At 42.3% G+C, this 16,457-nt stretch carries 12 protein-coding genes; 5 read left to right on the top strand and 7 right to left on the bottom strand.

Annotation, left to right across the window (positions count from 1 at the left end):
• Positions 1–955: 955 nt before the first annotated feature.
• The 6 genes from STRCR_RS03840 to STRCR_RS03815 form a co-directional block, all read right to left on the bottom strand.
• The gene (locus STRCR_RS03840; protein ID WP_004227016.1) at positions 956–1,546 is read right to left on the bottom strand and encodes a DUF4352 domain-containing protein; all 591 of its coding nucleotides are present in this window, start codon (positions 1,544–1,546) and stop codon (positions 956–958) included.
• A gap of 257 nt (positions 1,547–1,803) precedes the next feature.
• Positions 1,804–2,619 (bottom strand): Cof-type HAD-IIB family hydrolase, encoded by an 816-nt coding sequence (locus STRCR_RS03835; protein WP_004227924.1) that lies wholly within the window; start codon positions 2,617–2,619, stop codon positions 1,804–1,806.
• A 54-nt stretch (positions 2,620–2,673) separates the two neighbouring features.
• Entirely contained in the window at positions 2,674–3,087 is a 414-nt protein-coding gene (locus STRCR_RS03830; protein WP_004229523.1) for an acyl-CoA thioesterase, read from the bottom strand.
• A gap of 75 nt (positions 3,088–3,162) precedes the next feature.
• Complete coding sequence (locus STRCR_RS03825) at positions 3,163–5,505, bottom strand: endonuclease MutS2 (RefSeq protein ID WP_004228062.1); 2,343 nt, start codon at positions 5,503–5,505, stop codon at positions 3,163–3,165.
• A gap of 240 nt (positions 5,506–5,745) precedes the next feature.
• Positions 5,746–6,264 (bottom strand): CvpA family protein, encoded by a 519-nt coding sequence (locus STRCR_RS03820; RefSeq protein WP_004229532.1) that lies wholly within the window; start codon positions 6,262–6,264, stop codon positions 5,746–5,748.
• A 3-nt stretch (positions 6,265–6,267) separates the two neighbouring features.
• Positions 6,268–6,576, bottom strand: coding sequence for a hypothetical protein (locus STRCR_RS03815; RefSeq protein ID WP_004227048.1), 309 nt, complete (start codon positions 6,574–6,576; stop codon positions 6,268–6,270).
• A gap of 841 nt (positions 6,577–7,417) precedes the next feature.
• Between STRCR_RS03815 and rnhC the strand changes: the two genes are divergently transcribed.
• The 4 genes from rnhC to STRCR_RS03795 all read left to right on the top strand — a co-directional run bounded on the left by rnhC (position 7,418) and on the right by STRCR_RS03795 (position 12,102).
• Positions 7,418–8,341 carry a ribonuclease HIII gene (gene rnhC, locus STRCR_RS03810; RefSeq protein ID WP_040804417.1) on the top strand — a complete coding sequence of 308 codons (924 nt, stop codon included), beginning with the start codon at positions 7,418–7,420 and terminating at the stop codon, positions 8,339–8,341.
• A 15-nt stretch (positions 8,342–8,356) separates the two neighbouring features.
• Positions 8,357–9,001: a signal peptidase I gene (gene lepB / locus STRCR_RS03805; protein WP_004229743.1), complete on the top strand. Its 645-nt coding sequence runs from the start codon at positions 8,357–8,359 to the stop codon at positions 8,999–9,001.
• 161 nt (positions 9,002–9,162) lie between these two features.
• Positions 9,163–11,619 carry an SF1B family DNA helicase RecD2 gene (gene recD2 / locus STRCR_RS03800; protein ID WP_004225472.1) on the top strand — a complete coding sequence of 819 codons (2,457 nt, stop codon included), beginning with the start codon at positions 9,163–9,165 and terminating at the stop codon, positions 11,617–11,619.
• 15 nt (positions 11,620–11,634) lie between these two features.
• A complete protein-coding gene (locus tag STRCR_RS03795) occupies positions 11,635–12,102 on the top strand; it encodes a hypothetical protein (protein WP_004226400.1) in 468 nt (155 codons plus the stop codon).
• Positions 12,103–12,504: 402 nt separating this feature from the next.
• Here STRCR_RS03795 and dinB read toward each other — a convergent pair whose 3' ends face one another.
• Positions 12,505–13,602, bottom strand: coding sequence for a DNA polymerase IV (dinB, locus tag STRCR_RS03790; protein ID WP_004226921.1), 1,098 nt, complete (start codon positions 13,600–13,602; stop codon positions 12,505–12,507).
• Between the two features lie 234 nt (positions 13,603–13,836).
• Between dinB and pflB the strand changes: the two genes are divergently transcribed.
• The gene (pflB, locus tag STRCR_RS03785) at positions 13,837–16,170 is read left to right on the top strand and encodes a formate C-acetyltransferase (protein WP_004226552.1); all 2,334 of its coding nucleotides are present in this window, start codon (positions 13,837–13,839) and stop codon (positions 16,168–16,170) included.
• The last annotated feature ends 287 nt before the right edge of the window (positions 16,171–16,457 follow it).

The following is a 16,457-nucleotide window of genomic DNA, read 5'->3' as shown; positions in this document are numbered from 1 at the left end:
TTGCTTCTCGTAACTATTGATACTTTCAGAAAATCCCAAAAAAGTTCATTTGCTTAAGAAATAGAAATTAATTTTTCAGGAACCATTTGCGATTTTTTGTTAAAAAGCCAAAGAATAACGAAGTTAAATAAATTTTTATTCTGCTTTCTAAACAGTCCTCCTCCATCTTGGTGTCGGGGATCTTTTGATAATGATTCAGGGCCTTCAGGAGCTGGATCGTTTGAAGGTAATATGGCTCTCAGTTTTAAGTTATAGAGCAGGAGATTGTTTTACTAATTAGTGTTATGAAATATGTGATTATTTTTATCCTTTGGATAATTTTGGTTGTTCTAGATACCATTTTTATCAAGTTTTCTAAAAACAAGAAATTAAAAGCCTTATCTTCCACATCTGTCTTGTTGATAACAGTCTTGTTGGCTCTCTATGAACTGTTTTGGTCCTAGGCGAATGAGTTATGAACAAATCTGAAAAATACTTAATCAGTTGCGAGATTAGGTATGTATGGATTTATTCAGATAAAAGAGCTGACGAAGGCAATATCAAAAATAGATAACAACTATCCGACTGAAATGACTGAACCGTTTATTTCAAAATTTTCGACTTTTTGCCAATTGCAGTGTGGAATTGATAAATAAAGCACGAGAGGAGACGAAATTCATCTTCTCTCTTTTTAATATTCAAAAGCACTAAAAGCATAGGCGTGTCCAATCAACAACCTAACATTGACATTGCTATTCAAATAATAGATTTGATCGAAAACTAAGGCATTTCATAATTGCTAATGCCACAAATCAACTCAGCTTAATCATTTTTAATGTTCTGAGTAAAGTTTTAGGGCCTTCGTATACGGTTTTCATGAGTTTAGCATATCAGTTTTGGTTATCGAACAAGTCTAATATTAAAAGGCTTGGAACACAACCAAACCTTTTAATCTAATACATACTCATAGATAGAATTACTGGATATTAATTCTTGCTTTTTCAGTTCCCCACACACCTGTTTGAACTTGTAATTGGAGACCCTTAGCATTTGCAATATTTTGGGGGACATCAATGGCTACTGTGCTTGTTACAGAATTTCCTGGATTAATTTCTTCTAAGAAAAATCCAGTATTATCATTAGCATACAAAGAAGCTTCAGAATCAGATTTATATTCAGTGTCTCCTTTATATATTTTAAAGAAATCATCTGAAACACTTAAAGATTCTTTACCATTATTTTTAACAGTAATATTTACCAATAGATAAACACCTTGAGCAGTCTCTCCAAAATATTCAGAACCTACGCTAGTTGCTTGCGATACCGAATTGACTGTATATTCTACATTGCCAACTTTAACAACATCACCAATTCCGTATGTCTTGTGAGTCTTTTTCTGACCGGCTTTCTTTTTAGTAGATTTAATTGTATCAGTAACTTCTTTTTGTACCCTAGAATTACTGCTAGTGTTTGCACTACTTCTACTATCTTTTCCAAACGCACTACCAATTGCACCGATTATCATTAGCAATACAATGACACTTAAACAGCCTTTTAATTTCTTCATATCTTAGAACTCCCATCTAATTGATAGAAATATTATATATATATAATTTGTCAATAGATTACAAAAATATTGCAATTTAATTTCTTGATTTAAAATAAAAAAGCCTTAAAAATAACTACTACATTCAAGGCTTCATATCTTGTTTAATTGAATTCGGAGAATAACTGTCGCAAAAATAGTTTTTCATAAGTCCTTAGAGGCTCTACCTTAGCTCTTCATGGTAGAAACTTTCGTTACGTCAAAAACTCCTTTGTATATTAGTCTAACACATACTCATAGATAGCTTTAGCTACGCCAGCTTGATCATTGCTGGCTGTCTGGTGATGACAAACTGCTTTTACGCTGTCTGCCGCGTTGCCCATAGCCACACTGTGGCCGGCAAATTTCAGCATCTCTAAGTCGTTGGCCGCATCGCCCAGAGCCATTATTTCGGAGCGATCGATTCCCAGTTGCTGGGCCAATGCCTTGAGACCAGAAGCCTTGCTTGTCCCTTTAGGGAGTGCTTCAACAATGTAGTGCTGACTGCGAACATGAGAAAAATGCTGATCAAAATAGGAGCGATTTTCGTCATGAAAACGGTCTAAAGCATCACAATCTCCCATAATCATCGCTTGGAAAATACGGCCATGCCCTGCTTGGAAATCTGCCCAAGAGATAGTCTGAGCCTGAGTAAAAATTAAACTGGCATCATAGGCGACAATCTCAGGTACCTGATCCGCAAAGACCAAAAAGCGTTCCTGTTCCGTCAAGGTTAAATAGATGTTATCATAATCGGCGACCCTATCTAATAGCTCTTTGACCTCTTGATCACTCAGGGTCACATAATCAACCAAGGCCCAATCCTTGAGCGCAAAGGTTGAGCAGCCATTGTTTAAAATCGCAAATTCTTTGTCTTCTCCTAAGCCCAACTCCCTCGCATAGGGTTCAACACCAGACTGGCAGCGGCCTGTACAAAGGACAACATCATAACCGGCTTGACTAGCTTTCTGGAGTGCCTCAATGTTTTCCTGAGGCAGTTGCTTTTGATTGTCCAAAAGAGTGCCATCCATATCAATAGCAATAAGTTTGATCATCTTTATTTCTTTCTAATTTGTCATGAGGACTGATTTTTCCGTGACCAGTGCTCGTTAATCTTGGTTTATCATGTCTTGGACCTTGGTATAGAAGTCAGGATAAACCCTCTTGAGAGCAACAAACCGCCCAGCCTGATCTAAAAAGCTATGCTCCGAATGTGCCTGACAAACCAGCTGCCCGTCTTGATTCGTCATCACATAGTCAAATCCCAGTTTGGCTCCCTTAAGTGTACGGACACTAATATCAATAGCGATAACATCTGCAAATGTTGATGTCGCCTTATAGTGACAATCTACCGCAGTAACTGGCGAAATAATACCATCAGCCTCTAGTTTATCATAGGGGAGACCTACTTCATCCAAAAAATAGACACGCGCCTCCTCCATCCAACGGACATAATTGGAATGATGTGTAATGCCCATCCGATCGGTTTCATAATATTGAACCTTGTGAGTAAAACCTTTCATTACTTTTCCTCTCTAGTTAGCATGATAGCTGGCGCTGCATAGCCATAAGCCAACTGCCATTTTATTTACCATTGTTTAACCTAAGTTAGCAATAGTACAGCCCGAACCACCTGCATTTTGAGGCGCATAGCCAAAACTCTTGACATGACGATGGCTACGCAGGTACTTGGTCACACCTTCACGGATGACACCGGTACCGATGCCATGAATAATATCAACCTGGGCCATATTATTGAGAAGAGCCTGATCAATAAAGTCATCCAGTTCCTGCATAGCTTCTTCGTAGCGCTTGCCTCGGAGATCCAAACGGGCATGTGGCCCCGTACTTGCAGACTTTTTGACAACATTAACTTGTTTTTTCTTACGGGGGTTCTGACTTTCCCTATGGTTCACTAGATTGAACTCATCTTCCTTTAGGATCATTTTAATCAGACCAACCTGAGCCTCCCAGCGGCCATCTTTGAGCTGATTGATGAGGGTTCCGCGCTGACCGTAGGCAATAACGATGATATCATCCCCCACCTTAGGCGCACGCGCTGCCCTTTGCTTTTTAGCCTTACGTAAAACCTTATTTTTAGAAAGATCCTCACTCGGTGCCAATTTCTTAAGTTTGCCCTTAGCCTCAATCACCTCATGTGGTTTAAGCTGCGAACGATCGTTAAGATTTTTAAGAATTTGGTTGCTCTCGTTCGTCGCCCTAGCCACCAGCTGACGAATCTCATCTTGAGCCTGCTCTAATTTCTTGTCATAAGCATGTGAAAATTCATTGTAAAGCTTTTTGACAGCCCGATTAAATTTGAGATTCTCTTGTTCAACATCTCTAATGTGATCCAAGCGCTGACGGCTTTCAGCTGTTTGGGTCTCCAGCTGTTCAATAATAGCATTGGTATCACTCTCTCGATTAGTCATCTGTTCAGCATCATCTACGATGACCTTAGCCAGGCCTAGACGTCTGGCAATTTCAAAGGCATTGGAACGTCCCGGAACTCCCTGCATAAAATGGTAAGTTGGTCTGAGGCTGTCTATATCGAACGCCATACTGGCATTCTGAACGTGAGCAGTTTCAATTCCGTAGGCCTTAAGCTCAGGATAATGGGTCGTGGCCATGGTTTTAATATCGCTGAGACGCAAATGCTCTAAAATGGCCATAGCCAAACTGGCACCTTCCTGCGGATCAGTCCCTGCTCCCAATTCGTCGAGCAGAACAAGACTCTGATCATCAGCCCGATCCAAAATATCGACAATGTGCCCCATGTGACTGGAGAAGGTTGACAGGCTCTGCTCGATCGACTGCTCATCGCCGATATCCGCAAAAATTTCCTTGAAGATAGCTACCTTGCTGCCTGAATCTGCTAGAATGGGTAAACCTGACTGAGCCATGATTTGACTCAAACCTAAAGTCTTAAGCATGATGGTCTTACCACCCGTATTTGGACCAGTAATAACAATGACAGAGAGATTTTTAGAAAAGTGAAGGTCATTGGCAACAGGATTGACCAACAGGGGATGACGAACATTGAGTAAGTTGACCGTCTTATCTTCTGACAGACTGGGCAGGCTGGCCTGATGCTCCTGCATAAAGAGGTATTTAGCCCGCACAAAATCCAAATGCCCAATCAGCCAAGCATTGTTACGGATGGTCTGGGTATGAGGGCGAAGTAAGTCTGATAACTTCCGCAAAATCCGATGCAATTCATGCCGCTCGTCCGCTCTGGCTTGAGTGATGTCTTCATTGAGCTGCACCACAGCCCGAGGCTCAATATAAACCGTCGTCCCCGAGGCCGAAATATCGTGGACAACTCCCGCTATCTTATTGCGATAGGTGTTGCGAACAGGCAAGACGGACCGACCGTTACGGCTGGCAATCAGATTCTCTGCCAACATATCCGACTTGGACTTGACCAAGTCTTGTAAGATTTGCCGAACCTGACTCTCTCCTTGATGAATACGGCAGCGAATCTTGCTCAAACTTGGGCTGGCAAAATCTTCAATAAAACCACCATCATTAATAGACTGCAGACTTCCCTGCAATTTAGGAAAAGCCTCCAGATTTTCAAAAAGACGATTAAGAGCAGAAAGCTCCACATTTTCTAGATGTTCATAAAAACGGCCAACTTCTGCAGACACCTCTAAGACCCGCTTAACAGCTAACAGTTCATCAACATTAAGATCTGCTTCTAACTCTAAACGTCTTAAGGGTTCAGCCAAGCTCCTGATGGCGCCAATTGAAAAGTCATGATATTCCACAAAAATAGCCTGCATATCAGCGATTTCCGCGAAGGATCGTTCAATCTTTTCCCGATTGGTCTCAGGCAGTAAAGCACGCAGCTCCTCTTGGGCGACTTCTGTCTGTAAATAGGGTTCAAATTGGTTTTTGACCTTGGCAAATTCCAAAGCCTCCAAAATTTTTGTATTCATAAGACTATTATAACAAATTCCCAAGGAAAATTAGGACCAATGAGATGTTAAAAAGCCCTACGGGGCTTTCTGAAATTTATTGGCTCGGCACAATAGCCGCTCATAAGCTGACTGGACCACTACAACCTTATAGAACCTGACTTTCTTAATAAGAACACACTAAGAGATCCAAAAAGTCATAAAAAAATCACAACCGCCTAAACAGATGATTATGATTTTTGATAGTGATGGTTCAAACCTCTACCCAAATAAAGCCTTGGGGAAAATCATAATTAATAACTTAAGCAGCCAATTATCGGCTAAGAAGTTTTGCAGATTCGTCATAGGTACAGTAGCTAGGATAGTGAAAAATGTTGCTAGACCAAAGGCAGTAATCAGAACAGCTAGCCCACCTGCAATAGACCGCTGGTAGGCTAACTCCTCCAAACGGGAATACTCAAAAGCATGGGCAAAAATCCCCAAAAAGCGAAAAATCAGATAAACGGCCAAGTAAATGATGAGAAAGGCCACCCCTGCATAATAAAGTCGATTGAGTCCGAAAACATTCTCTGACACAAAAAAGGTCATCTTACCTCCCTGCGTCGGGTTTGCATAAGGAACCCAGAGATAGAGGGCCTGAGCTAGCTTGGCCTTAAAGATACTCGCTACAACGATGGCGACCAAACTAGCCAAAAAATAAAAGGCTTGCAAGAAAAGACCTCGACTATAGCCAAGGTAAAAATTCCATGCCAAAACGAGGAGAATAACCAATGAAATCATCAATCATTCTCCCTGAGTCTTGCTGACCTTACGCCCCTTGATATTAGTCAAAGTCTTCTTGCGTAGAGCGTCCAATTCTGCCTCTTTCTTGTCGAACTCAATTTCTCGACTGAGCTGGGTTGACAGAGAATTGATAGCCATCAAAATGGCAACTGTCTCATCATCAGCTGTTGGCAAGGCTTCCTTGATACTGTCGTACTTTTCACGCGCCACTCGCTCAACCTCTTCCATGAACAGATTATCCTTATCCGTGGTTAAGGTCAAAGGCTTTTGCCCAAATATAAATTTATAGCGATTTTTTGTCTTTGTCATAGAGCACCTCTTTGCCTGTCATTATACCGTAATTTTAGCCTTTAGACAATGACTAAACGATAGACATCAAGTCCTTACCTAGACCAAATGTTTTTCTAAGAAACTGTATTCACAAGTTTAAATTCTTAGCATCAGCTGGAAAAAGTCTGGGAAAAAAGTATTTCAGCCTTCTATTTTTGCAGTAATAACAGTTTGCCGCAGTGGTTGGGAGAAAGACTTGTTGGCTCTGCCAAGAAGTCTTTCCCCTGCACAGTTCATTAGATGCTTTAGCACCAATGAACCAATTGGAGGTCCTTATCTTGGGGTGCAGTCCCATTTTCAGGCACCCCCTTAAACAGTCCACTGGACTGTTTAACGACTCCGCAAGTGTTAGCGGACATCCTAATCACCTGTGCGTAGGTGGGACAACGAAGTCAATTTATATAAAAAATCGACTTCTGTCCCACTCTTAAAACAGACAGTTGCTGCCGTGGTAAAAAGACGATTGGTCCTATTTAAGTCAATCATCGAGGGGATTTTCAAGACCCTAGGCTTGAAAATGAGCAATGAAACTCCGTTAGGAGGTCGCTTGCGTCCCTACCACATAAGACTAACTATCAAAAAAATGTGAATACAAGTTCTAAAAAGCAGACTAGTTTGAAAACCCTGACTGATCATTCTATGAAAAGATAACGGACTGTCGGTGAAACAATTTTAGCCGGCAGCTTCTCAGTCACTGGATTTTTAAACCTGACAAACTTCTCGCCTAAACCAATAACGGAAATAACGACGCGTCAATCTTTTCCAAATTTTCTCTACTTCTAACTGTCACGACTGGGCCATTTGTGATAAAATAGTCCCCATGGATACACTCGTCATGAAAATGGACCAAAGGTCGGTAAATAGCCTTATAACTGAGCTGACTGACTATCAAATGGCTAACAAGAATCCTTATGTCAGCTTTGCAGCTAAGTACAGGAATACGACCGTCCTCGTCTATACTTCTGGCAAGATTGTCTTTCAAGGTAAGGAAGCCCTGAGCCTTGCTCAAACATTCGGTTACCGAGAGGATAAGAGATCGCAAACCAAAGCAAGTCAAGCAAAGGGAGCCAATCAGAACCAGCAAAATTTGGCTCTGATTGGTTCTGACGAGGTTGGCAACGGCTCTTATTTTGGAGGCCTAGCCGTTGTAGCCAGTCTGGTCAAACCAACTGACCATTCTCTGCTTAAGGATTTAGGAGTAGCTGATTCCAAGGTCTTAACCGATCAAAAGATTCAAACGATCGCTCCTATCTTGGAGGAGAAAATTCCCCACAAGGCCCTGCTCTTGTCCCCAAGCAAATACAATGAAGTGGTAGGACCTGGTAAAGTCCACAATGCCGTATCGGTCAAGGTGGCCTTACATAATCAAGCAATCTACCTTCTCCTGCAGGAAGTCCCTAAGCCAGATAAGATTGTTATCGACGCCTTCACTAATCAGGATAACTACAATAAGTACCTAAAAAATGAGCGTAATCAATTCCATAACCCGCTAACCTTTGAAAAAAAAGCCGAAGGAAAATATTTGGCCGTTGCTGTCAGCTCCATCATCGCCCGCAACCTCTTTCTTGAAAATCTAAAAAAACTAGGAGAGGACCTAGGCTACACCTTACCCAGTGGGGCAGGCACTAGGTCGGATAAGGTAGCCAGTCAGATCCTTGCTGCCTATGGTATGCAAGGCTTGGAACACTGTGCTAAACTCCATTTTGCCAATACGAAAAAAGCTCAAAAATTATTGAATAACTAAAGGATTTCACACCGCATGTCTGCTACTACATCTAAGAAAAAAACAATTAGTTACTTTGACTCCCCTTTTATCTACTTCATGAAAGAGTGGGGGATCTTCCTCTTTATTATAATCACCATTCTGATTACACGTATTTTTCTCTGGACTCTCGTAACCGTCGATGGTCATTCCATGGATCCAACTCTAGCTGGCCATCAAAGACTTTTCGTCGCCAAGACTGCCAAAATTGACCGTTTTGACATTGTTGTTGCCAAAGAAACAGAAAATGGCAGATCCAAACAAATTGTCAAGCGTATCATCGGGATGCCTGGTGATACCATCACCTACGATCATGATAAATTAACTGTCAATGGTAAGAAAGTTAATGAAGACTACCTTAAGAGCTACCAAACAAAATTTGCTCAGGATAAGTTGCAGTCAACCTACAGCTACAACAGCTACTTCCAGCAATTGGCTCGGTCGGCCCAAGCCTTTACCGTTGACAAAGAAGGCAATGCCAGCTTCACAGTCAAGGTGCCTAAGGGGTCCTACTTACTTCTAGGTGATGATCGCATCGTCTCCAAAGATAGCCGAGCGGTTGGAACCTTCAAAGAAGACAGCATCATCGGGGAAGTAAAATTCCGTTTCTGGCCTCTGACCGAAATTGGTAGCCCAGAATAAATGATAAGAGGGAGATAGGAGAAGGCGCCCAGACTGCACCTCTCCCGCCCCTCTTTTTTGCTAACGCAACCGCAACATAATCTAAGCTATCCCCCAAAGTCCAAGAAAATTTATAAAACTGACGCGCCCTGAATTAAACCGAACAAGCAAGGTAAACAATTATGACAGAACTCTATTTTTCAGGAACTGTTGACCGCATCATCTTTGAAAATGCCAGCAACTTCTTTAAAATCCTCCTGCTCGAGATCGAAGAGACCAATGCCCCCGATTTTGATGACTTCGAAATCATCATCACGGGGACCATGGCAGATATCATGGAAGGTGAAGATTATACCTTTTGGGGCCAGCTGACCCAGCATCCTAAGTACGGGGAACAGCTTAAAGCCAGTCGCTATGAACGAGCCCAGTTAACCTCGGCCGGTCTCATCAAATATTTTTCCAGCGATAACTTTAAAGGCATTGGGAAAAAAACTGCTCAAAGGATTGTCGAGACCTATGGTGATGACAATACCATTGACAAAATCCTGGCTCAACCTGATAAATTAGAGGCTATCGCAGGACTTTCCAAGACCAATCGGGCCAACTTTCTGGCCAGACTAAGAGCCAATTACGGAACGGAACAGATTCTCTCAAAACTAGCTGAGTTTGGCCTCAGCAATCGTCAGGCTCTGGACATCTACGACAGTTATAAAGAAGAAACTCTGGATATTATTCAAGAAAATCCTTATCAGCTGGTCGAAGATATCAAGGGGATTGGTTTTAAAATTGCTGATAACCTCGCTGAACAGCTGGGCATCGAGAGCGACTCTCCTCAACGCTTCCGAGCTGCCCTCGTTCACAGCCTCACTGAAACCTCGCTGGAAAGAGGCGACACCTACGTCGAAGCTCGTGACTTGCTAGAAAATGCTGTCAATCTGTTGGAAGAGTCCCGTCAGGTAGAGCTGAATCCAGCTCTAATCGCCAATGAATTAACCAATCTAATTGCCGAAGATAAGATACAAAATATAGGAACCCGCATTTTTGATAACACCCTTTTCTACGCCGAAGAAGGAATCAAAAACAATCTCCGGCGGATTCTCGATTTTCCCCTCAAACGAGACTATCAAGCTCAGCAAATTGAAGAAAAACTGACGACTGTTCAAGCCGAACTGGGAGTCCATTATGATGACATTCAAAAGCAAGCCATTGTCAAGGCTCTGGCCAGCAAGATTTTTCTCTTGACAGGGGGGCCCGGTACTGGCAAAACCACTGTCATCAAGGGACTGATTAAAACCTATGCCGAGCTCAATCAGATTGACCTCAATAAAGGAGACATTCCTATCGTACTGGCTGCCCCTACTGGTCGAGCCAGCCGACGAATGAGTGAACTGACCGGTCTGCCAGCAGCTACTATCCACCGACATCTAGGCTTGAGCACTGATGATAACAACTTTCAGGCCTTGGAGGACTATCTGGACTGCGATCTGATTATTATTGATGAATTTTCCATGGTGGATACTTGGTTAGCCAATCAATTGTTTACCGCTATCTCCAGTAATACCCAAATCATTATTGTTGGTGATAGTGACCAGCTGCCTTCTGTTGGCCCTGGCCAGGTTTTGGCAGATCTCTTAAAAATTTCTGATTTGCCTCAAGTCACTTTGACAAAAATTTTTCGTCAGTCAGAAGATTCCACTATCGTTACCCTAGCCAGTCAGATTCGTCTAGGACAGCTGCCAGCAGATTTCACAGCTAAGAAAGCCGACCGCTCCTATTTTGAATCTCAGGCCAATCATATTCCCGGTATGGTCCAACAGATTGTCAGCTCTGCTATCCGCAACGGCATCAAGGCACAGGAAATCCAAATCCTCGCCCCCATGTACCGCGGTCAAGCTGGCATTACCAATCTTAACACTCTTATGCAGGAACTCCTCAATCCCTTAGAAGATGGAAACAACCAGTTTCTCTTTAACGACCTAAAATTCAGAAAAAGAGATAAGGTCCTCCACCTGATTAATGATGCCGAGCTCAATGTCTTCAACGGTGATATCGGCTACATTACTGACTTGATCCCAGGAAAATATACCGAGAGCAAGCAGGATGAAATCTGGTTAGACTTTGATGGCAGCCAGGTAGTTTACCCCCGTAATGAATGGCACAAAATCACCTTAGCCTACGCTATGTCTATCCATAAATCCCAAGGGAGTGAGTTTCAGGTAGTGATTCTGCCCCTTACGCGCCAGAGCGGTCGCATGCTCCAGCGCAACCTCATCTACACAGCTATCACCCGTTCCAAGAGGAAGCTGATTATGCTAGGGGAAATCTCTGCTTTTGATTATGCTGTTAAAAATCAGGGAACCCAGCGCAAGACCTATCTTGTCCAACGTTTTGACCCAGCTGACCGCGAAGAGGAAACTTTCCAAAAAGAAATTCAAGCCGGAACTCCACTCTCGCAGGGCCTTGATAATAAAGCAAAAAAGGCGGATTCTTCCTCAACCTCGGATATGAGAAGAGCAGAGTTTAACAGGACCGCAGACATCGGACTGCTTCGCTTAAGCGAAGACAATCTGCTCACCATCGATCCTATGATCGGCATCAGCCAAGCTGATATTGCCAACTTTTTTAAGAACAACTCATAAACTCAGGAGACCAATATGCCCATCAAAGACATACAAACGATCTTTAGAAAATCCAATCGTACCGTAGCTATCCTTCACTTGATTAATTTAGTACTAAATATTCTGGCCCTACTGGGACTGCTAATGTTGCACTTTGGACTCAAGTCAGGCATCTATCAGGATAGCGGACTGAGTCAGACCGATTTAGCTTATATTAAAGAGATAGTGCATTCGGTCACGACCAGCGTTCAGTTCAATCATTGTGTTAATATTATTTTTAACATTGCTATCATGAGCTTGGCCTTTAGAAATCAATCCCGCTTCAATCGGAAGGACAGCCTTTCAGAGCTTCCTTATATGTTGGGTTACAGTCTCTTTTTCATCAATATTTTTGCCGACCTCATGGCTGTCGGACTCAATCTCAACATGGTTTTACAACTCTTTTATCTGCCACTCTATATCAACAGCCGTCGCTCAGCCAAACTGCTCAATGCCTTGAACTAAGTCTGGGCTCACAGATTCTTTCCAAACACCACAGTCAAATAATGATTCTCCTGCAAGATAAGAACCGCCAATCAACCACTGCGTCAATCTAGAACAATGCTAATGAGTCTGGACTGTTGCCCCAGACTCCGCTGCCTGCTGTTTTTCCTCTTGTCACAAGGTCACAGCAGAAAAACCTAAACGAATGTGATGACTATCGTTCATCTTATTTCCAACTTCAAAGGGCCAAAAAACCTTCTTAATCGGGAAATGAAGCTTGTAAAGCAAGGGTCAAAAACGGTCTGGGGAAAGACCGCTTCAGGTCACCACCTTAAAACTAGGACGTGGTGAGACTCAAAATTTTCAATTTTGGGGTTGATCTCATTCCCTTTTTATTAAGTTAGGCAGTCATCGGTTAAACGGCTAAAACAGGGTCATTTCACTGGCTCCTGTATCCTCTAAATCTGTTACGGTAACGCCGAGGAGACGGATACCCAGACTAGATTCTTCTTCCAGTTCCGCAAAGATAGCATAAGCTTCCTTTTCGATTTGTTCCCTATTCTGTGTGGCTAGCTCCAGACTGTGACGTTTTGTTAGGGTAGAAAAATCTGAATAGCGGACTTTTAGAACAATAACCTTGCCCTGCTTACTGTGTCGCTCTAAGGTATCAGCGACTCTCTTGACATGTTTGGAAATTTCAGCCTTAATGTCCTCATCATTTCGGAGTAACTTTCCGTAAGTTCGCTCGCTGCCGATGGATTTGCGCACGCGATTGGGTTTAACGGGACTGTTGGAAATACCTCTAGCTTTGCGATAAAGGTCATACCCAAAGCGTCCAAAGTGATCAATCAAGGTCATCTCAGGAATCTCCAAGAGATCCTGCCCCGTATAAACCCCTAGCTCATGCAAGCGTTTGACCGACTGCTTGCCTACCCCATAAAATTTTTCAATGGGAAGACCTTTCAAAAAATCCTCAGCCTCATCAGGTAAAATCAAGGTCAGGCCATGGGGTTTGTCATAGTCACTAGCCAATTTAGCCAGAAACTTATTATAAGAGACCCCAGCTGAACAAGTCAGCTGAACCTCCTGCCAGATATCAAGCTGGATCATCTTAGCCAACTTGACAGCCGATTTAATCCCTAATTTATTTTCGGTGACATCCAGATAAGCCTCATCAATAGACATGGGCTCGAACAAATCCGTGTAGCGTTTAAAAATCTCTCGGATCTGCTGTCCAACCTGACGATACTTCTGATAATCACCCGATATGAAAATAGCCTCAGGACAACGCTCCAAAGCCTCCTTAGAATTCATGGCCGAATGTACACCAAATTTTCTAGCCTCATAGTTACAGGTAGACACGACACCTCTACCACCTGTTTTTCTAGGATCAGCTCCGATAATGACGGGCTTACCAACTAGCTCAGGATTATCCCGCTCTTCAACCGAAGCAAAAAAGGCATCCATATCAATATGGATGATTTTTCTGCTGGTATCGTTGAGAAGGGGAAAAATCAGCATACCTTTCCTTTCTGACTAACATCTAGTTAGTTTATTATACAACTTTTATGAAAAAGATCCAAGGAGAAAAGTTTATAATACAGTTTAGCAAAAAATCCTATCTGTATTATAAAAGAAAGTGGATATTCTGAGGTTTCTCCTTGTGAAAACGGTTACTCTGTGTTACTATTATACTGTAAATTGTAACAGGTGGTAGAGCCATTATGTTACTAGAAAATAGGAGAAATTAGTCTTATGGCAACTGTTAAAACAAACACTGATGTCTTTGAAAAAGCTTGGGAAGGGTTTAAAGGAACTGATTGGAAGGAAAAAGCAAGTATTGCTCGTTTCGTTCAAGATAACTACACCCCTTATGATGGTGATGAAAGCTTCTTGGCTGGTCCGACCGAACGGACACTCCATGTCAAGAAAATTGTAGAAGATACGAAAGCTGACTATGAAGAAGCTGGCCGTTTCCCAATGGATACGCGCCCAACATCAATTGCTGACATTGATGCAGGTTATATTGACAAAGACCAAGAGTTGATTTACGGTATTCAAAATGACGAACTCTTTAAGCTCAACTTCATGCCAAAAGGTGGTATCCGTATGGCTGAAACTGCTTTAAAGGAACACGGATATGAACCAGATCCAGCAGTGCATGAAATCTTTACCAAATATGCAACGACTGTCAATGACGGTATTTTCCGTGCTTATACTTCTAACATCCGTCGTGCCCGTCACGCTCACACTGTAACTGGTTTGCCAGATGCTTACTCACGCGGTCGTATTATTGGGGTTTACGCACGTCTAGCTCTCTACGGTGCTGACTACCTCATGCAAGAAAAAGTTAATGACTGGAACGCCTTGACTGAAATTGATGAAGAAACCATTCGTCTGCGTGAAGAAGTTAACTTGCAATATCAAGCCCTGCAAGATGTTGTTAAATTAGGTGATCTCTACGGTGTTGACGTTCGTCGTCCTGCAATGGATACTAAGGAAGCTATCCAATGGACCAATATCGCCTTCATGGCTGTCTGCCGTGTCATCAACGGTGCTGCTACTTCTCTTGGACGTGTGCCAATCGTTCTTGATATCTATGCTGAACGTGACTTAGCTCGCGGCACTTATACTGAAAGCGAAATCCAAGAATTTGTTGATGACTTCGTTCTGAAATTGCGTACTGTTAAGTTTGCTCGGACTAAAGCTTACGATGAACTTTACTCAGGTGACCCAACCTTCATCACAACTTCCATGGCAGGTATGGGGGCAGATGGTCGTCACCGTGTTACTAAGATGGACTATCGTTTCCTTAACACCTTGGATAACATCGGCAATGCTCCAGAACCAAACTTGACCGTTCTTTGGACTGACAAATTGCCATACGCTTTCCGTCACTACTGTATGCACATGAGCCACAAACACTCTTCTATCCAATATGAAGGTGTAACAACAATGGCTAAAGATGGTTATGGTGAAATGTCTTGTATCTCATGCTGTGTATCACCGCTTGACCCTGAAAATGAAGAACAACGTCACAACATCCAATACTTCGGTGCTCGTGTAAATGTCTTGAAAGCTCTTTTAACTGGTCTTAACGGCGGTTATGATGATGTTCATAAAGACTACAAAGTCTTCGATATCGAACCTGTTCGTGATGATGTTCTAGACTTTGATACCGTTAAGGAAAACTTTGAAAAATCATTGGATTGGTTGACTGATACTTATGTTGACGCCCTTAACATCATCCACTACATGACTGATAAGTACAACTATGAAGCTGTACAAATGGCCTTCTTGCCTACTCATCAACGTGCTAACATGGGATTTGGTATCTGTGGTTTTGCCAACACAGTTGATACGCTTTCAGCTATCAAGTATGCTACTGTAAAACCAATTCGTGATGAAGATGGCTACATCTACGATTACGAAACAACTGGTGACTACCCACGCTGGGGTGAAGACGATCCTCGCTCAAACGAGCTAGCAGAATGGTTGATCGAAGCCTACACGACTCGTCTCCGCAGCCATAAGCTTTACAAGAATGCTGAAGCTACTGTATCACTTCTTACCATCACTTCAAACGTTGCTTACTCTAAACAAACTGGTAACTCTCCAGTCCACAAGGGTGTTTACCTCAACGAAGATGGCACGGTTAATTTGTCTAAACTTGAATTCTTCTCACCAGGTGCTAACCCTTCTAATAAGGCAAAGGGTGGCTGGTTGCAAAACCTTAACTCTCTTGCAAGCCTTGACTTTGGTTATGCAGCAGATGGTATCTCATTGACCACTCAAGTTTCTCCACGTGCTCTCGGTAAGACCCGTGAAGAACAAGTAGATAATCTTGTTACTATCCTTGATGGTTACTTTGAAAACGGTGGTCAACACGTCAACCTCAATGTCATGGACCTTAAAGATGTCTACGACAAGATTATGAATGGTGAAGATGTTATCGTTCGTATCTCTGGCTACTGTGTTAACACCAAATACCTTACTAAGGAACAAAAGACTGAATTGACACAACGTGTCTTCCACGAAGTTCTTTCAATGGATGATGCCGCTGAAGCCGTTTCAGGCCAAGCTAAATAAAGTCCACTTGTAAAAAGGCTTTGCCGCTTAGGCAAAGTCTTTTTTACTTATAGTACTACATCAAACTAGAAGAGATGGCAAACTGTAGAGAAGAATCAATGCTTTAAATTACTGATGTCCCTCCTGCTCTCATCATAAGTACACCGACATATTAAAAAATTCTTCCCTTCTTTTTTTAATCGTCTATAGATTAAAAAATGCTATAAATGATATGAAGATTACCAACTTCTTAATTTTCTTATCATTTGAAATAAAAGCAGTCATCAATCGCCTAATAATGCTATAAT

Source organism: Streptococcus criceti HS-6, from assembly GCF_000187975.2.
Lineage (GTDB): Bacteria > Bacillota > Bacilli > Lactobacillales > Streptococcaceae > Streptococcus > Streptococcus criceti.
Note: the sequence above shows the minus strand (reverse complement) of the source record. Positions and strands in the feature narration are given on the sequence as shown.